Annotated in this window: 18 protein-coding genes; all 18 read right to left on the minus strand. The window is 31.8% G+C overall.

What is annotated here, in order from left to right; genetic code table 11:
• Nucleotide 1: 1 nt before the first annotated feature.
• The 18 genes from MHH96_RS00925 to fliW all read right to left on the minus strand — a co-directional run bounded on the left by MHH96_RS00925 (nucleotide 2) and on the right by fliW (nucleotide 19,351).
• Nucleotides 2–727, minus strand: a complete 726-nt coding sequence (locus MHH96_RS00925) for a cytidylyltransferase domain-containing protein (protein WP_047943881.1) — start codon at nucleotides 725–727, stop codon at nucleotides 2–4.
• A gap of 15 nt (nucleotides 728–742) precedes the next feature.
• Nucleotides 743–1,411 carry an HAD family hydrolase gene (locus MHH96_RS00930; RefSeq protein ID WP_047943880.1) on the minus strand — a complete coding sequence of 223 codons (669 nt, stop codon included), beginning with the start codon at nucleotides 1,409–1,411 and terminating at the stop codon, nucleotides 743–745.
• A gap of 147 nt (nucleotides 1,412–1,558) precedes the next feature.
• Nucleotides 1,559–3,117, minus strand: a protein-coding gene (locus tag MHH96_RS00935) for an IS3 family transposase (protein WP_152680057.1) whose coding sequence is annotated in 2 segments (ribosomal slippage) — nucleotides 1,559–2,478 and nucleotides 2,478–3,117 — 1,560 coding nt in all. Because the reading frame shifts where the segments join, the coding sequence is not laid out codon by codon here.
• Nucleotides 3,118–3,182: 65 nt separating this feature from the next.
• Entirely contained in the window at nucleotides 3,183–4,355 is a 1,173-nt protein-coding gene (gene glf / locus MHH96_RS00940) for a UDP-galactopyranose mutase (protein WP_330218699.1), read from the minus strand.
• Between the two features lie 4 nt (nucleotides 4,356–4,359).
• A complete protein-coding gene (locus MHH96_RS00945) occupies nucleotides 4,360–4,848 on the minus strand; it encodes a glycosyltransferase family 9 protein (RefSeq protein ID WP_047944788.1) in 489 nt (162 codons plus the stop codon).
• A gap of 12 nt (nucleotides 4,849–4,860) precedes the next feature.
• On the minus strand, nucleotides 4,861–5,751 hold the full coding sequence (locus MHH96_RS00950; RefSeq protein WP_047944787.1) for a glycosyltransferase family 2 protein: 891 nt from the start codon (nucleotides 5,749–5,751) through the stop codon (nucleotides 4,861–4,863).
• The gene (locus MHH96_RS00955; protein ID WP_053215817.1) at nucleotides 5,751–7,118 is read right to left on the minus strand and encodes a glycosyltransferase family 2 protein; all 1,368 of its coding nucleotides are present in this window, start codon (nucleotides 7,116–7,118) and stop codon (nucleotides 5,751–5,753) included. The genes MHH96_RS00950 and MHH96_RS00955 overlap by 1 nt, the downstream gene beginning before the upstream one ends.
• A 14-nt stretch (nucleotides 7,119–7,132) precedes the next feature.
• Nucleotides 7,133–8,146, minus strand: coding sequence for a glycosyltransferase (locus tag MHH96_RS00960; protein ID WP_053215816.1), 1,014 nt, complete (start codon nucleotides 8,144–8,146; stop codon nucleotides 7,133–7,135).
• 36 nt (nucleotides 8,147–8,182) lie between these two features.
• A complete protein-coding gene (locus MHH96_RS00965; protein ID WP_053215815.1) occupies nucleotides 8,183–9,493 on the minus strand; it encodes a glycosyltransferase family 2 protein in 1,311 nt (436 codons plus the stop codon).
• Between the two features lie 61 nt (nucleotides 9,494–9,554).
• Nucleotides 9,555–10,706: a glycosyltransferase family 8 protein gene (locus MHH96_RS00970; RefSeq protein WP_047944785.1), complete on the minus strand. Its 1,152-nt coding sequence runs from the start codon at nucleotides 10,704–10,706 to the stop codon at nucleotides 9,555–9,557.
• On the minus strand, nucleotides 10,703–11,725 hold the full coding sequence (locus MHH96_RS00975; protein WP_053215814.1) for a class I SAM-dependent methyltransferase: 1,023 nt from the start codon (nucleotides 11,723–11,725) through the stop codon (nucleotides 10,703–10,705). Before MHH96_RS00975 ends, MHH96_RS00970 begins: the two co-directional genes overlap by 4 nt.
• Nucleotides 11,725–12,666, minus strand: coding sequence for a class I SAM-dependent methyltransferase (locus MHH96_RS00980; RefSeq protein WP_047944784.1), 942 nt, complete (start codon nucleotides 12,664–12,666; stop codon nucleotides 11,725–11,727). Before MHH96_RS00980 ends, MHH96_RS00975 begins: the two co-directional genes overlap by 1 nt.
• Nucleotides 12,667–12,723: 57 nt before the next feature.
• Entirely contained in the window at nucleotides 12,724–15,603 is a 2,880-nt protein-coding gene (locus MHH96_RS00985; protein WP_047944783.1) for a motility associated factor glycosyltransferase family protein, read from the minus strand.
• A 27-nt stretch (nucleotides 15,604–15,630) separates the two neighbouring features.
• Entirely contained in the window at nucleotides 15,631–16,641 is a 1,011-nt protein-coding gene (locus MHH96_RS00990; protein WP_047944782.1) for a UDP-N-acetylglucosamine 4,6-dehydratase family protein, read from the minus strand.
• A gap of 15 nt (nucleotides 16,642–16,656) precedes the next feature.
• The gene (locus tag MHH96_RS00995; protein ID WP_047944781.1) at nucleotides 16,657–17,247 is read right to left on the minus strand and encodes a hypothetical protein; all 591 of its coding nucleotides are present in this window, start codon (nucleotides 17,245–17,247) and stop codon (nucleotides 16,657–16,659) included.
• 155 nt (nucleotides 17,248–17,402) lie between these two features.
• A complete protein-coding gene (locus MHH96_RS01000) occupies nucleotides 17,403–18,521 on the minus strand; it encodes a flagellin N-terminal helical domain-containing protein (RefSeq protein WP_047944780.1) in 1,119 nt (372 codons plus the stop codon).
• 150 nt (nucleotides 18,522–18,671) lie between these two features.
• Nucleotides 18,672–18,902, minus strand: coding sequence for a carbon storage regulator CsrA (csrA, locus tag MHH96_RS01005; protein WP_047944779.1), 231 nt, complete (start codon nucleotides 18,900–18,902; stop codon nucleotides 18,672–18,674).
• Nucleotides 18,902–19,351 carry a flagellar assembly protein FliW gene (gene fliW / locus MHH96_RS01010; RefSeq protein ID WP_047944777.1) on the minus strand — a complete coding sequence of 150 codons (450 nt, stop codon included), beginning with the start codon at nucleotides 19,349–19,351 and terminating at the stop codon, nucleotides 18,902–18,904. Before fliW ends, csrA begins: the two co-directional genes overlap by 1 nt.
• Nucleotides 19,352–19,436 lie beyond the last annotated feature (85 nt).

Consider the following 19,436-nt stretch of genomic DNA (forward strand, 5'->3'; position numbering starts at 1 on the left):
CTTATTTCACCTTTTTTTGTTCAATATGTTGATTTATCATAGTTAGTTCTTTATTTCCCCCTAGATAGTTTAGAATATCTGGTGTAGAGATGAATTTATTATCTGCAAAATGCGTCGCAATAACGGATAAGAGTTGATAATCCTCTTGTGTATCTAATGTTAATCTTACATCTTTGTCTAAAACATACTGAGGAATTTCCACGTTAACTTGTTTAAATAATTCTCTATTCTCATAAGCATAGTAGGTTACATGCTCTCGATGATAATCCTTCTTGCCATGGTTGTAGATATAAGTCAACGCTGAGGAAGAAATAATTTCAACTCCTAATCCTAATGGAGTAGGTTTCTTATATATTACAATATCTCCTTGCACTCTCGTTGTCTGTTCAATAACTTCATCAGCTAGTTCATAATGAAAGAAAGGACAATCACCAAGTGCCCTTATCACATAATCTGCTTTATATTGTTTTGCACATTCAAAATATCTAGATAGTACATCATCTTCCGAACCTTGAAATACCTCTATGCCATTTTGATTACACCATTCTACAATCTGGTTATCAGCTTCTTTCTCAGAAGTCGCCACAATCACTTGGTCAATACCTTTTGCTGCCTGGCATCTTGATACTGCATAATCTAACACGTTCGTATGTCCAAATGGTAATAGCACCTTGCCAGGCAATCTTGTCGATCCCATTCGCGCTTGTAGTATAGCGATAACTTTCATGTTTTCACCTGTTTCCTATCTTATTTCCATTAAGGAATAAATCTTTTTATCTGCTTCATAACCTTGATCAAGTTTTGTCTGCATATGATCTCCAATTTCTCTTACGATACGGATCGTATGGAGACCTAATTTTTTCGCCGTTACGAAATCCTTATTGGGATTATCCCCAATATATACACAGTCTTTCATATCCACCTTTAAACAATCGCTCATTCTCTGAAAAGCGAGAGGATGGGGCTTCCAAAACTCAGAACCACCTAAATCATCCGTAACAATGATAGAGGGAATTTGCTTATCTAACCCTAACGCTCTTAACTTATTCCATTGCATGGTCGAATTCCCATCTGTAATAATACCAATGGGAATCTTCTTATCCGTTAATCTCTTTAGACATAAGTCCGCATCCTCGTATAAATGAATAGAAGGTTCATGCTTTCGATATACCTCTACTAATTGCTTTATATCTACTTGAATGCCATACTTGTCACAGACATGATTAAATACCTTTCCTCGTCCGTTTTGTTTCCATTCCATTATAAAATGCTCGGCCAATTCTTCTTCATCGAGAAAAGGATTCGCTTTTGCTAGAAAGGAAGCAACACTATAAAATCCTGATTTTACATAATCATGCTCACAATACAAGGTGTCATCCAAATCAAATATATAGGCCTTATGATTAAACATTTTAAAACTTCCTTTTTACCGTTCTGTTATCACTATTATTATCGGAAATGTTTTGCGTTTATTAAACAAAAAAAGACTCGAAAATTCAAGTCTTTTTTATTTTGAACTGCCCCCTGTCAAGTAGACAGTGGAAATAATAAAAAAGATCTAAGCGGCTTTAACTCTATATTCCATAGGGCTAAGGCCGTTTAATCGTTTTTGATATCTATTGTTATTATAAAATTGGATATAGTCATCTATCGCAAGAGAAAGTTCCTCAAAGGTCTTATATTTGTGTAAATAATACTTTTCGCATTTCAGTGTCCCCCAAAAAGACTCCATTGGACCATTATCAATACACTTTCCAACTCGTGACATACTGTGTGTTATCTCTGCCTCGTCTACTTTAAGCTTAAAACCTTTTGAAGTATACTGATACCCTCGATCACTATGGATAATTGGATGTTCTTCCTCCAATAAAAGTACGGTTGCTTGATCAAGCGTTTGGAATACAAGTTCATTATTATTCGAATGTCCTAAAACATAGCTAACAATGGATCCATCATAAAGATCCCGAATGGCACTTAAATATGCCTTCTTTGATGAACCATACTTAAATTCTGTCACATCCGTCACCCACTTTTCATTTGGTTTTGTTGCGGTAAATTCCCGATTTAAGATATTCTCTGCCACTTGTTGGGGAACGGAGCGTTTATAACGTTTTTTCTTGATACGAATGATCGAGCGTAAGCCAACCACTTTCATTAGTCGATAAATTCTTTTATGATTCAATCTTTCTTTAAACTGTCTATTCATGTGAAGGGTCATTTGGCGATAACCGAAGATGCCCTCCACTTTTTCATGGAGAATTTTCATCTCTTTCATGATTTTCTCATTCAATAGCTCTTGAGAAGAAGGAACGCGATGAAGCCACTTATAATAGGCGGATCGTGCAATTCCCGCTATTTCACTCAGTAATTGAATGCTTATATTCTCTTCCTGATGGATCTCTTGAATAGCGATATACTTATCCTCCGATTGGATTTGACTTATTTTTGCCTCCTTTCGATCTCCTCTAACTTTTTTAAAAATAAGTTTTCTGCACGTAATCGCTCATTTTCTCTTTCTAACTTCTTCATTTGAAGAGTTATTTTCTCCTCTTGAGTTAGCTCGGATTCCTCTTTCGTAGAACCACGCCTATCTTTCAATGCATCTACTCCGCCATCTTCATACTTCTTAACCCATTGATAGATTTGTTGATAAGAAACCTGATGAGTATTAGCTGCTTCTTGATAGTCTTTTTTGTTCCCTAAACAATCTAGCACAATTTGTATTCGTTCTTCCCAAGTCGTTTTTCTTCCCTTAGTCATAGAGCTCGTCCTTCCTTGTGACGTATCTTTTATTTCACTATGACTATTATACTTCTTAATCCACCTTCTAAGGACAGATGGATCTGATATTTCATACATTCTCGTAATTTCACGAATCGAGTAATTTCCAGAGGCATAATCTTGAATAGCGGATAACTTTAGTTCTTTAGAATACTTTTTCCAGGAAGAAGTCTCTTTTAGTCCTTCTAAACCGAATGTATCAAATTTATATTTCCATTCCAAAACGGTAGAAAAGTGCACCTTATAAATCGATGAAACTTGGAGTGACGAATTTACTTCCCCTAAAGCTTTCACTATTTGATATTTCTCTTCTACAGAATAAGATTTTCTAGGCATAAAAATACTCCCCTACAAGTAACCAGATTTTTATTTTTTAATCTGTCTACCTATAGGGGAGCATATCATTTACTACTTAATTTATCTCTAAATACTTTTAAAGCTTTTGCTACAACTGCATCCATATCATAATATGTGTATTCAGCTAACCTTCCAAGAAAATAGACATTTTCATATAAAGAAGCCTCTTTCTTATATTGCTTATATATTAAATGATTTTCTTCTTTGGGTATCGGGTAATATGGTATATTTTGGCCTTCGACATCTTTTTCATAGCTAACTGGATACTCACGGACAAAGGTTGTATATGGATGATTTTGCCCAGTTATTTTTTTGAACTCCGTTATTCTTGTAAAATCATAATCATTCGGATAATTTATCGTACCAACCTTTTGATAATGCTCTTCTTGAATCGTATCAAATTGAAATTGTAAAGATCGATAAGGTAACTCTCCATATTTATATTGAAAGAATTCATCAATCTTTCCGGTAAAAATAACTTTCCCGGTATACTCCTTTTCAGCAAAATATATCTTCTTTTCTTTCATATCTATATCTATTAATTCTTTATAATTTGTATTCAGCATTAATTTAATGTTTGGATGGTTTAGCAAGCTCTCAAATAATTTAGTATAACCATATTTCGGTATCCCCTGAAAAGGATCTTGAAAATAGCGATCATCCCTAGAAATATAAACAGGTACTCTGCCAGTAACATATGGGTCTATTTCATCTGGCTTCAAACCCCATTGCTTCATTGTATAGTTCAAAAATACCTTTTCATAAATATAATCAGCTAAAAATTGAAGATCTTTATCCTGCGTATCTCTTAATTTTAAAATCGGAACCTTCACATTAAAACCAAAGTTTTCTATTAATTTTTTCTCTAATCTTTTCGCCATTTCACTTGGAAATAATTGATCTAGAGAATCTAAATTAAATGGAATAGGAACTTCTTTTCCATCTATTTTCCCTAATACCTTGTGGTGATAAAGATACCATTCTGTATGTTCAGACAAATAGTCCCATACTTCTTTCAACTTAGTATGAAAAATGTGGGGACCATATTGGTGAACTAATAAACCAGACCGGTCATAAGTATCGTAGGCATTCCCGCCAATATGATTTCTCTTTTCAATTAAGAGAACCTTTTTATTATTTACTCTTGCTATTCTTTCCGCTATTACAGTACCTGCAAAACCTGCTCCAATTACAATATAATCAAACAATATCTTCACAACCTCAACTATTCTTTTCTAATTTCTTCAAAATAAGTGGCAATATAAGCGTTAATGGAATAGATAGTACTATCGTTACAATAGATGAAAGGAACATCCAAAACCCATGAAAAATGGATTTAGCAATTAACTTTGATTTATTTATTTTGACTATTTTTGAAACTAAGTTACACATATAAATCTCTTTTGCTCTAATCTTCAAGCTAAATAATAGGACATTAAAAAAACCAGCTCCTGTTAAGTTAGCAACAGGAACAATAACAATATCATAAGACATAGTATCTAATTCAGCCCATTTTATACGTGGAGAAAATTTAGCCTTAAAAGGATAAACCATAATTTTATTCACTTCGTTATATTTTTCTGCCAACTTAATCCCATGTGAATGGGTTAAAAGTGTTATTTCATGGTCTGGAAATTCTTTTCTTATTTCTGGAAGATTATTATCTAATTGCTGTATCGGAACAGAACGGATAATTAATAATTTTTTCATCCTATATCCTTTCTAACGGTAAAAAGTAAACGCTAAGTCTAAAGATGCCCGCATTTTATGCACAATTTCCTTCTTGATTGGAATCCGTTTATCTTTTATTTGATTAATGCCAAAAATTGCAGATAGAAAAGCTTTAAGGTAAATAGTCGTTGATTGCTCCAGTGAATAAAAAATACACTTCTGCAAGAAAAATAACGTTTCGCGAATGGCAATTTTTATTGGATAGTTTTTCCACATAATCCAAAATGCATTTCTTGTATAATAAAATGGTGCTCTCCATGAACTACGATTTACTGGTGAATATTTATGATAAGAAATAATATCTGAGAAGGATTGAATTTTATATCCATTATTCCAAATGCGATAAGCAACATCTAACTCATTATGATAGAGAAAGAACTCTTCTGGATAATAGCCAGCATGTTTAAAAACTGACTTTCTTACACCAGCACCAGCACCATTAAAACTCATAATATACTGATTTGAGTCTATTTTAGTTGTAGACTCCACAATATTGTCTCTTCTCATATCATCATATTGATAAAAGTTCCGTACGTCAAAAGCTACCACTCCAAGTTCGGGGTCCTCATTGAAGCGATCTACCATTCGTTGTATGGAATTCTGTTCAGGAAAAGAGTCATCATCAATAATGACGATAAACTCTCCTCTTGCATTTTCAAAACCAATATTATATGCTTCAATTCCTACATTTTTATACATTCTCAGCAAATGAACATGAGGAAAATCTCTCTCCACCATTTCCTGTGTACCATCTGTTGAACCATTATCGACTACAATAATTTCTAATGAATCATAATTTATTTCCTGAATTCTAGTTAAGCTTTCTCTCACATCTTCTATTCTATTCCAAGAAAGCATTACTATTGATACTAGTGGATTCATTAGTTAACTCCTCTTTCTATCAACAACGAATTTGAATTTAGTTGTCTCCATTCCTTAAACCTTTGCAATAAAACTGGATAATAAATATTCTTAGATATCTCTTCCCATTCATGATAACTACTCAATAGCTCAGTATAGTTAGATCCATCTACCATATTTAGAAAATTGTCTATATAAAAATCAGAATTCTTTTGAGGTTTAATCTCTAGTACATGATTCATCAAATTAATTGTTGAAAAAGAGCAAACTGACTTATCCAATACCTTTATACTAGTATCCTTTGATTGAATATAATCAATTAAATCATCATTTTTTAGCATATAGACATTAGCTTTTCCAGCTAATCTTTCCATCAAAATAGAAAGTAGTTTCTTTTGTCCGTTAGAATAAATCAACAAATTTTTTCTTTTTTCAATAAACATTTCAAAATGGTCATCTACTTGTTCTCTTATTTGAATTCTATCGTCTAACGCCTTACCTCTTTTTTGACTGAGTGCATCTTCTAATGCAAATAAAATAGTCTTCCCTATATTTGGTGTTTTGTTATAATTATTAATAAATAGTGCTCTCGTCATTTCACTTACTATTTGTTTTGTAAATTTATCCAACTGGTCTTCTTGTATATATCTTAAAAAGAAGTCAATCCGATTTCTCCAAAAGTAATAAGTAGGAAAAGTAGTAGATCTATTAGCAGAACCCATTTTATGCCAAGCTTTAGATTTACTGTTTACGATTATTTTGTAACCCTTTCTCTTCATTCTATAAAACCATTCAATATCATCCCAGTAGATAAAGCAACTTTCATTCATCAGTCCTATTTCCTTAATAACACTAGACCGTATCATCACAGAGCATGCAGGAATGTAATCACATTCAATTTCTGTGGGAATAATGTGACTATCTATTTCATTTTTGAACATTGGACTATTATTGAAATTTTCCCAATCTATAAAGGAACCAAACTCTTGCAAATACCCTGGCCGATTTTGTAAATATAACTTCGATCCGACTGCTGCAACCATTTGATTTTCTTCCATATAATCAAATAATTCATCTATTGAATTTTTATCAACATAAACATCATTATCTAATAACATAATATATTTATAATCTTTATCTAATACAGCACTAATACCTTTGTTAAATCCACCAGAACCCCCAAGATTTTCTTTATTTCTGATGATAACTACCTCTTCTTGCGAGTAAATTTCTCTTATAGCTTCAACCGACCCATCTGTTGACGCATTATCAACTATATATAAATCAAATAATTGGTGGTTTGAAGTTTGTAATACTGAATGAATACATTTTATAACGTCGTCCTTCTTATTCCAATTACATATAATTACAGCAATTTTTTTTTTCACTTTTTCCTCCCTAACTACCATACTGGAATATAATGTTGTAAGTACATGAAGCCTTTCTGCTTTAAAAATTCCACTGCATAATCTCTTCCTGTAGAAGTAGCAATTATAATTAAATCAAATTTTTCATTTAATGCTCCTAAAGGTGAATAAATAGTAACACCGTTACTCTTCTCACCCCATATTAAGCTGTTAATATCAATAAAACCAAAAATACGCATATTATTTTTCTCTAGTTCTTTGTGGATTAATTTTCCTCCACCGCCGGAACCCCATATAAAAACTTTATTAATCGATGTCTTTTGATCCAATAATCTCTTTATTTGACTAACTTTTATTTTCGCGTCTATTTCTCTTTGTTTCTGAGAAAAAGTAGTCGATAGTTGCTTAGAATGAACTCGATATTTAAGTAATTTTTCTGTTAACTTAAACATCTTACCTTTATGTGACATTCTAAAAAAGAATTCATAGTCTTCCGCATATTGATACTCGAAATTATAAGCACTATCTAATACTTTTAGGATAGATCTACGAAACATAACTGAGGGATGATTAAGGCAATTACCAATCCATAATCTTTCACTTATTTCTTTAGCAGAATGAGCATAATTATACCAATTTTGTAGTTCCTCCAGATGAGACTTCTTGATGTCTTTCTCATGTGAAAATGTTTTTACCTCTGTTGCTACCAATACATACTCACTATTATTTTCTAGAAACTCCACTTGCTTTTCTAATCTTCTACTATATGCAAAATCATCTCCATCCATACGTGCAATGTAATTACCTTTTGCTAGAGATAATCCTTTATTTAAAGCAAATACGATTCCCCTGTTCTTATTCAAATAATGATATGAGATCCGTGAATCTTCTAAGGAAAGAATATATTCTCCTGTTCCATCTGTAGAACCATCATCGATAATGAGCAATTCAAAACTAGTTAAGGTCTGGTTAAGGATAGATTTTACACTTTCTTCAATGAATTCTCTATTATTATGAACAGGCATTATTACTGAAACTATTGGTTGCATTTTACTCCCCTCTTAATTCTATAGCGCAAAGTGAATTTAATTTCCTACTATAAAATCCTCTATAGTAAAGATTTGATTTTCCTTTAATCCATATTCTTTAATTAATTTATTTTTAATAGTAAATCTATGTTCTGATATAACAGTAATTAGTATATTGAAAGAAATCAATTCGTTTTTAATTTTGGAAGGATTTTGAATGATAACTCCATCCAGCTCCTTATTTGCTACACCTTCTTTATTATCTAGGAAGGCATTAATTAATTCCCCATTGTGTTCTAGCTCTTTTTTTACAAGATACCCCAATCTTTTAGTACCAAATACCATGATTTTCTTTCCATTTATCTTCATTTTTTTTATAACTTGATTAATGTCGATTTTAAAATGAGGAAATACTGGACTTTCACCGAATTTTCCACAAAATTGATCAAATAATTTCTTTTTATATATGTCCGCTTTCTCAGTGAGACTATATAATTTTGATAATACATTTTTTTCAAATTCTAATTGGTTATAATAATTGTATTGTTTATTTGCATGGATTAATTTAGCACACCAATCAAATAAATGATTAAAATTAATCTCTTCAATGGAAGCAAATGATACAAAAGATAGAAAATAATGTAATTTCATCTCTTCATCTGAAGGAACAATACCTATTTTCGCGAGCTCTTTTTTCCTGATCTTATTAGCATACAATTGTTGTTTTGAAAATCCATTTGTACTAATTTGATTTTGATGTCTCCTATATAAATATAAAGGTTCTGAAATACAAGACATTTTTATATCTGGGTGCAATGAAGAGTACCATTCATAATCTACTGCCGCTTCAAATGATTCATCATGATATAAACAATTATGCTTTTCTACTTTATCCTTTCTAAACATCATAAATGCTGGGATTCCAGGATTAAAGATTTGATTTGCTCGGATAATATCATTATCCGAACTAAATTTTATAATTGTATCTTGCTGGTTTTCACCAAATTCTTTAACCCAACACGAAACAACATCAATATCTAGATGTCTTTCTAAGAAATGCAATTGTTTCTCTAATCGATCAGGTAAATTAATATCATCTGAATCAGAAATGGCAATGTACTTTCCCTTTGCCTTGGAGTATCCTGTATTTCTAGCAGTGGCAACACCTCTTTTTTCATTATGCTCCACTAATACTATTCTTGAATCATCTATACTTTTTATTATAGCTTTCGTTCTATCAGATGAACCATCATCTACAATGATTAGCTCAAAGTCTGTATATGTTTGATTTAATATGCTTTCTATCGTCTCTTGAATGAACTTTTCCCTGTTATAAACAGGCATAATTACACTCACAATAATACTCATAAATTTACTCCCAACATTACAACTAATTCCTTAAAAGCCAATTTTGTTATTTACAGGTTAATTATAATCCTTCAATAATATTCACTAATGAATCTAGATCTTCAAAATAATTTTTATTCATTACGTATCCCATTTCTGTTAATTGTTTTCCAATCTCTATTACATATTGGCTAGCGATAATCACAATTCTATCTGGATTAATATCTTTGAGAACCGCAGGATTTTTAACTTCTTTCATAAAAAAAGTGTTATTCCATTTTCTCTCATCATTATCACTATAAAAACAAACATCAAAATCAAATTTATTAAGCCTTTTCGTGAAATTTTCTGCTTTTTCCCCCGTCCCAAATATTACAATTTCCTTAGTTAATAATATTGCTCTTTCCGGATATTTATCGTATTTATAACCACTTTTATCTAGATAAAAAAAATATTCTTTTTTAAAAGGGTGATCATTTAAATAATGCCAAGGCTTTGAAGCAGTTGTAAAATGAACGATTGAAGGGTTTTCTTTTACCTCTTCAAATGATTCAATGTTATCAAAACCAGCAGATTTATAATCTAAAGAAAATAGCTGTGTTCTTAAATTCCATTTATAATCAATTTGAAACCAATTATCATGTAGAAGAAAATTTAATATGCTTTGATCATGTGCTATTAATTTTTCTGGATACTTCTTTATATATTCAAATGCTTTTATAGTAATATTTTCTTTTCTCCATTTATCTAAATTTATAACTAAAACACCAGCATTAAAATAAGGTGCACCCTTTGGAATATCAATTTTATCGTAGCCATCATACTCATTAAATTTTATTGCCCCTACAACAAAATCTCCAATGTCTATATTCCATAATTCCGTAATATCTTTTCTAACAAGAATATCACAGTCTAAATATATTACCTTTTTTACATCCTCTCTAAATAATTCAGAAATCATTAATCTATAATAGGTTGCTTCCGAAATATGACCATCTAAGTTTGCACCATTAAGCTCTTTTCTGTTGATTCTTTTAAAAGAAAGGTCTCCGTTATACTTTTCTACTATTTCACTAATAAGTTTCTTCTTTGTTTCCTCTATTCCGCCATCAATTACAACAATATTTAGCCTAGAAGACTCTATAGTATTTACTAGCAATGAAGTTAAAGCTGCTGCAAAATGCTGATTATACTGATTGTCTACCGAAAAGACCACATTAATTTTTTCCATCATTTGTAATCTTCTAATTTATTAATCTTTGGAAAGAGCTTCACTTCGTAAGAGTATACTTCATTAGGATCTTCACATAATGAAAACAACGGCTTATATTTTTCTGGTATATAGATACCACAATAATTATTATCAACAGAATATAAGTTGCTATGATACTGGTTAGGTAATACATCCAAGATTGCTTCTACAGTAGTCTCAACAATTTCATTTCTATTTGTACGAAAATCGTGCCAAACTACTACTGTGTTCTCATAACCCACGAATTCAAAAATTTTCTTAGTATCTATATAAATACCTTGATATGAATGATCTCCGTCAATAAAAACTAAATCCACTTTCTTTTTAATATTCTCGGAATAATTAAAGACAGCAGAATCTTCTTCAAAATGAGTAACATTACTAATATTTTTTGAAAAAAAGCGGCTAAAATTATTCTTATTACAGTATTTTTCAAAGACTTTAATTAATCCTTCATCGTTGTCTGGTAAAGACACACTATAGCAATACTCAGCAATTTCAGAAATAGTCGATATACTTTCACCTGTCCAAGTTCCTATCTCTAAATAAACTTTTAAGTCTAATCTCAACATCAATGCTTTTAAAAAAAAGTAATCTAGCACAGTTGATCCTCCCGACAAAAAGGTTAAGTCTTTAATAGTTATATGTCTATTAATTGATTCAATTAATTTACCCAAATTTACTTTTTGAAATTTATCAGATAATAATCTACTATTTTTTAAATTAGTGTTTTCCACTACTGGGTTAAAAATCCAATAATTTTTGATTCCCATTACTCTTAATTGTTCACTAATTTGATTAACATAATAGCTTGTAATAATAGTTTGAACATCTTGAAATTCTAATAATTTATCTGGAGAAAAAACAGGCAAACATTCAAATTCTCTTCCCCATTTTGATTTATCATTATCAACAAAACCAATAATTTGATATTTAGATTTTAAGAAATAGTATGCACTTTGTCCGAGTTGAGAAGCACCAAATAATATTACCTTTTCCATTAAATCAATTCCTTCTTATTTACTATCGTATATTCGTTATAATCAGAATCACCGATTTTGTAGTGCTTAAACATCACTATTTCTAAATTATTTAATTGACACAATTCGTATAATTCTTTTATTTCAATACTATTATCAATAATTTGAAGCTCTTCTGGTGATTTTATTCTTAAATTATCAAGAAACAGTGGATCTGGAATAGAAATAAAGACTGTACCATTCTCTTTTAAATGGGACTTTATACTTTTAAATAAATTATTATAGTTTGAACGTGGTATATGTTCCATTACATCAAACAGAGTTATCAAATCAAATTTATTTCCCAGCTTAATTTCGGTAATATCACCTTGTCTAAAATCTAAGTTTACATATTTTTCTCTAGCACTTTGAATCATCTTTTCAGATAAATCAATTCCTATTACTTTATTAGCCCCTAATTCACTAATATGATTTGTAGTAATCCCATTACCACACCCTAAATCCAAAACCTCAAAACCAGGTTTCATTAAATAATTTAATCTCTTTTTTATATAATCAAGTCTCTGGTTCCCCATAACATGATATTGATTCACATAATCTGACATTAAATCGTAATATTCTTTAATATCATTTTCGTCTTTCTTCGATAAGTTTATCATCGACTTAGCATTTATTGCTTTAATATTCTTTGAAACAGTATAATTAAAAATTTGAAAATCATAAATTCCCATATCAATTAATTGGTCACTTATTTCATTATGGTAAGTGCTACTAATAATAATCTCATCAAAAGAAATACTACTTAATTGATCTGGACTAATAATTTCTAGATCAGCTAAATATGTTTGGTGTAAATTTTGATTATTATCACAGAAATAAATAACTTCATACTGGTTACTTAATAATTCTTTTGCAATTTGTCCTAATTTGGAAGCACCAAAAAGTATCACTTTTTTTTTCATCTATTAAAACTCCATTTCGTGTATTAAATCAATCTTGTAATAATGCATAATTTTGTTCTATGTGCTAACTATTATTAATGGTCTAAAGCCATATGTTGGATAGTTAAAATTTTGATATTTGTTAATGTTTGCTACATCAAATGCGTTCCCATTTTCCCCTATCCACAAATTATTTCTCTTAAATCTCCCTCTCGTAATATACTCAGTATCATTATTAGATAGCTTTTTACTACAAACGGTTACTAATCCATCAATTAAATTCCAAGTATGCCCACTTAATTTCCCACAGCTACCTATATATCTTACCCAATCATTATTTGTATCCTTGTCAAAGTTTCCCCCAGTCATTAATCTCACCGTGACATTTGAGGTAGGCATTAATGTTTTATTACCTCCGATACTTCCTAATGAGTAACTCAGAAGTTGTGAATACGAGATACTATGTTGAATATTTCGATCAGCAATCATTTTCTTCTTACCATCTAACTCATCAACCATAATAAAATAAAAGTCACCATCTGGATAAGCAGAAGCCTCAGGTGGGAGAAATCCTCCTTTTTCTTCTCCTAATCCAGAAAAGAGTCCAACTTTGTTATATTTAGCAGAATAATGGCAACGGATCCTTTGACCAATTTTTATTGAATTGATATCATTCACTTCATTAATATGGTACAATCGGCCTGTTTTATCAATTTCTACTCCTGTAAAATAAAAATGCTTATCATCAATAACTCGGATAACCACAGTATGCTCTGTCATTTCCAATTTTGAAATTTCAAAAAGAATGTCATTTAATTTCTTCACGTAAAGTTCATTGCTGTTATGTTTAGCACTAGCAGTAAACTTCCTAGCGATACCATCTATTGTAATTTCCATATTTTTCGAACCTAGTTTACTAGTAGAGCCGAGAATCTTTAATGAAGTTCCTGTAAATCGAAATTCTAATACAGAATTGCGGCTAGAAACCATTTGTTTTACAGGATAATCAATTGCAGTGCTCGGCGCGTAATTTTCCTTCTTCCATTCTCCTTGAAAGTGAAAGGCTCCACAGTCACTTGCATAAAACTTGTAATTTTGCTGATTAGCATTAGTCTCAAGAAGTAAATGCACATTATAGATGCTACCATAGATTTGATTAATCGTTTGCTTGCATCGATTAACAAATGGTTCAAATGCCTGAATCACTAATTGAGCCTTTTGATAAATGTCATTCGTCTTTCTAATTTCTGCCGCTCTTATAATCAATGCTTGATATTGTGTTCTATTTATCGGAAGAATATATACTTTATAAAAATCGTTATTCGTTAACTTTTGCATTTCATTGTTTAATTGATTAATAGCTTTATCAAGCTTTCTTGCTTGTTTTTTCTCGGCTAACTCTTCCATTTCTCTGAAAGTCTTTATAACTCTTTCCTGTAATTTTACATATTGTGCTGTCGAATATTCCATTTTGCTTATCGAATTTAAGTAGTTATCGCTTTGTATAGCAGTAAATGCAGTATTTTTATGCCAATCAATTGGTACTACAGCTTTCGTTAATCTTTGCTGGATAATTGTACTTAATGTCTGATAGGCAGCTCCGTTAATAGCCGCTCCGCCATTGGTAGTATTAATTACATCGATATTTTTGTAGAAGGATATATAATGCTCTAAAAAATGTTTCATATTAATAAAACCCTTAGTAGTCTTTATTAGATTGCCATGTACGTCTTCTACCATTAGGAAATTATCTCTATTATCTAGAGGCTTTTGCATTTCATTCTCTATCTCAGTAGAGTAGTGTTGCTCCCCTTTTAATGCCAGGTTTTGTCCAACCAAAAGGACTGGATTACAACCTAACTCGCATGCAAGTTGCAATGTAACTGCAGCAATAGTTGGTGCATCATTAATTCGCTTTAAGGTTTGATCTGATTCCCCCATATAATATGGTGTAACGGTATCCTGAGAAGTAATCATATGAAGCTTAGGTCCTGGATAATGCTTAAGTGTTTCAAAGCCCACGCTCGTCCCATAAATCATGGGGACATCCGTTACATCTTCTTCTAGCATCTTTGTAAATACCGAATAGTTAATATCTTGAGGATCATATGTACAAACAGCATCGGGAATGATTCCATTGGCAATGAGTGCTTTATTAGCTGATCCAACCGCAAAAATAAATGCTGTCTTTTGTTCTTTTATTTTTCTTAAATTTTCGTATTCTTCTTCTAATGATGGTCCAGCAGAAACAATAATAAGTGGCTTATCTTTGAACACTGACTCAAAACCACTTAAAATATTTGGGCTAGTTAAGGTAACAGGCAAATTAAGCAAACTATTCAACGTCCAGCGAGCACTAAATTTATTGTCAATATAATTGCTTTCATACTTTGCTGTAACAGCTGCTTTAAAGTCTTCTGTAAACTTTTCAAACTTTTGTTTAAAGATTCTTTCATAGCTTGGTAAAGCTATCAGCATGATTCTTTCTTGGATATTTCCCATTATATTTATTAAAAAATCTTTTGAATCATCTTGTTCTGTATCAATATAAACATTTTTTAACCGACTTAAATCCACCATATCTAATCTATTTAATTCAAGAAAATAGTTAAATACGTTAGGTACTGGTTCAAACAGGGAATAATTCATATTAGGATATCTATTTAATAACGTCTCTACATGATATCCAAGTCCCACACCATAAAATAAAACATGATCATACTTATCCAATTCATCCTTATAACGCTCGATTAGTACTTCTGCTTCCTTCTTTGGATCATATTTACTGTGAAGAAAATAAGGTCGATTCTCAATCGTAACAGAAAGCGTTGGCGCATTCTCCACCTTTGATTGCAGAACTTCGATATTGTTCTTATCCGTACTATCTTTCAAAGCACTCAAGGAACTACGTAAATAAGGAAACATATTCATGAGAATGGTTTGTTTCTCCCCCGTCATCTGATTCCCCCCCAATCAATTCCTGTTTTATAGTAAATTTTCTTCTCTTATCCATGTTTTTAATGTGTCCTTTGATATTACTTCTTCTTCGTTTGGATTTATTTTTTCGTATGTGGGAGTAATTAAATTAGGATATTCTCCGCCCGTCGCACCATATGGTGGCCTGATTATATACATATCATCTGTTTCTAATGCAACTCGACCTTCATCTTCAGTCATTAATTCCTCATACATCTTTTCACCAGGACGTAAACCGATCTCCTTAATATTAATACGATTTAAGCTGTATTGTTGCTCCATTTCTTCAATAATGATTTCCACTAAATCCTGAAGGCGTATAACAGGCATTTTTAAGACAAAAACTTCGCCGCCATACGCGATTGAATTTGCTTTTAGCATTAATGATATCGCCTGCTTAGGTGTCATCATATAGCGTAGCATTTCTTTATTTGTTACGGTCACATACCCTTTTTCTACAATTTGCTTTTTAAATAATGGGATAACCGATCCCCTAGATCCCATAACATTCCCGAATCGAACCGAGCTGAAAATCGTATTTTTCGGCCCTTTTTGATAATTAGCTGCTGAAATCAGTCTTTCTGCTGTTAATTTAGTCGCTCCATAAGCGTTGGTAGGTGCAATGGCTTTATCCGTGCTGGTAAACAGGACTCTATCAACACCAGCATCTAAGGCCGCTTGAATGACATTCTGTGTTCCGATGACATTTGTCTTTACTGCTTCAAAGGGATTATATTCACATGCAGGCACATGTTTCATAGCTGCCAAATGAAAAACATAATCAATATCTTCCATAGCCATCAAGAGTCTTTGCTGGTCTCTAACATCCCCAATTAAATATCTAATATTTGCTCTATTTCCCATCTCTTGTTGCAACTCAAATTGTTTATATTCATCTCTGCTAAAGATGCGAACAACTTCAGGATCACATTTTAATAGCTCCATCAGAAGATGTTTGCCTATTGTTCCTGTACCGCCAATAATCAAAATCTTTTTATTAAAATATAAGTTATTGTACATTCTTTTAGCTCTTTCCTATTTTTTTATAACCTGAAAAGTCTTTTCTGTTATAGATATAATCGATTCAAACTGAGGAAGAATTTCATAGGAAATAATATCCCCGATTAAGATAAAATCATGATTTTCTATTGCTTCTAACAAGTTAGGTAATTCATTATCTAAGTGACTAGATACCAACAAGAGATTTTCTCTATATTCATCTAACTCCATGTTACAAATACCTTTTATCGTATTATAAATCCAGTTCAGCCCCTCCAATAAATCTTGAAGCAAGACCCAGGATTCTTCCGTTGGAGATTGATAGAATTGCTCTGTAAGCTGTTTAATAATAGGGACAGCCCGCCCACAGTATTCATTTAGGGATACCGTTAAATCACTAATAAATTCTTTTATTGTTTTAGTAACTAATTGTATCTTTTCAATTTTGCCGATATCCTCTGTCAGTTTATATTCAAAATCTCTATAGACTTCCGTACCGTTTATAATCAAGTGGCTAAAATACAATTTGTTTTTTTCTAAGTCTTCATTAATTTTTTGTATCAGCACTTCTATATTTTCGACACTATTTTCATAGGTAATTATTTCCTTCGTTAAGTGTAATTCCATTTAGCAACCTCCAACAATATGTTCTACTTACTATATCGGTATGATTCTCAAGAATTGAATAATAAAAAAGCATATAAATATTGGAAGCGTAGTAGATAAAAATATAAGATACAAAAAAATGGCTACCGAATTCGGTAGCCATTTTTTGCTATTTATTATCCTAATAATTGTAATACTGATTGTGGACGTTGGTTTGCTTGAGCAAGCATAGATTGAGATGCTTGAGAAAGGATGTTAGACTTAGTCATTTCCATCATTTCTTTCGCCATATCTACGTCACGTACACGAGACTCAGCAGATTGTAGGTTCTCAGAAGAGTTACCTAAGTTGCTGATTGTATGCTCTAGACGATTTTGGAAAGCCCCTAATTTAGAACGTTCAGCAGAAACTTGGCTGATCGCAGCATCGATTACAGAAATAGATGCTGTAGCAGTTTTATGAGAACGGATATCTAATGCATAAGTTTGAGTAGCATCTTTGTTTCCAACATCTGTTAATTTATTTTGGCTACCAGATGCAAATACAGCATTCGCTGATTTATTTACTAATTCAGCAGAAATAACTGTTCCGTTGTCTGTTTTTACACTTGGTCCAGTAGTACTAGCACCACTAGCATTAAAGAATGTTTCGTTAGCATTTGCAGTTGCAACAGTTTTAAAAGTTGAAGATCCGCTAAGTTTAGCAGATCCCTCAGAAGTACCAGCAACACCAAGAGCTTCTGCGCGCATATCAAAAATGTCGATAGTGAAGTTTTGTAGTGAGTTAGCACCGATTTGTAGTTTAATACCACCACCACTGAAATTACCAGCAGCAGAAGTATATTTACCAGCTGCAGCTCCAGCACCAGAAAGTTCTTGTGAACCATTCAATAGTTTCTTTTGGTTAAACTCAGTATTGTTACCAATACGGTTAATTTCAGAAGTTAATTGGTTTAATTCTTTTTGTAATTCTTGACGGTCTTGATCTGTATTTGTATCGTTCGCTGCTTGTGTAGCAAGTTCACGCATACGTTGTAGAATGGAATGCGTTTCGTTTAAAGCACCTTCAGCTGTTTGGATCAATGAGATACCATCTTGAGCATTACGTTGTGCTTGGTTTAAACCGCTGATTTGTCCACGCATTTTCTCAGAAATTGCTAGACCAGCTGCGTCGTCTCCTGCACGGTTAATACGTAAACCAGAAGATAATTTCTCCATAGATTTAGAAGCATTTGCTTGGTTTGCACCCATTTGGCGATATGTATTCATCGCTGATAAGTTATGATTGATAATCATTGTTTGTTTTCCTCCCTGAATATAAATAGTTCCACATCCATGTGGTTAGCCGGTCATTTCAAGTAGTCGGCCGCCTTCTTGAATTGCCGTTCTATTAAATATATCGTCAGGCTATGATTTATGTTTAGTATATTGACTATAAAAATCTAATTATTTTTTCCTAATTTGATTAGTAAGATTTTTTATAAACTCAACGGAGGCATCTCCAGCTTCATTATTTTCATTTTGAATAGCTACATAGACCTCTTTTCTATGTATTTCGATATTTTTGGGAGCCTCGATTCCGATTTTTATTTGCTCTCCTTCAATTGCAAGGATCGTAATTTCAATATCATTTGCGATTTTTATCGATTGATTTACTTTCCGTTTTAATACAAGCATTATTTAGAACCCTCCTTTTGTTCCTTAAAAAGAAAAAGTTCATGTTTTGTTTGGTAATCTGAATCTACTAATATGACTTGTTTTCCTCTTTTCAATCTATCGTTTATAACAATAGGGCCCTGAAGATTAGCTGTAATGCTTTTCAATTCTTCTTTAATAGTTAATAGAGAAAAGATAACTACTTCCTTTGTATCTTGTATATTCAATAACTCTTTCACATCTTCGGGAATTTTCACTGCGTATTCTTTAAAATACAAAAATGGATCAATCATTACAAAAGCTAATGAGGGGGTTGCTACTGATTGAAGTACAAAAAGGTCTGCTCCTCCTTCTAAAGGTAATATATAAAATTCCTTTTCCTCTTCAAATCCAGGTAATCCTTGTTCAAATCGAATTATTTTATCTTTTTCTATAGCAACATTCCCATGAAATTTCGTTTTAATTTCCACTTTATAACCACCATTCTTATTTTCAATTTATTCTTTGCATTTGCTAGAAGAAAAATTCCGTTTGATATCCTATCTATAGTTACTT

It is taken from the genome of Niallia sp. FSL K6-0212, from assembly GCF_038007605.1.
Classification (GTDB): Bacteria; Bacillota; Bacilli; order Bacillales; family Cytobacillaceae; genus Niallia; species Niallia circulans.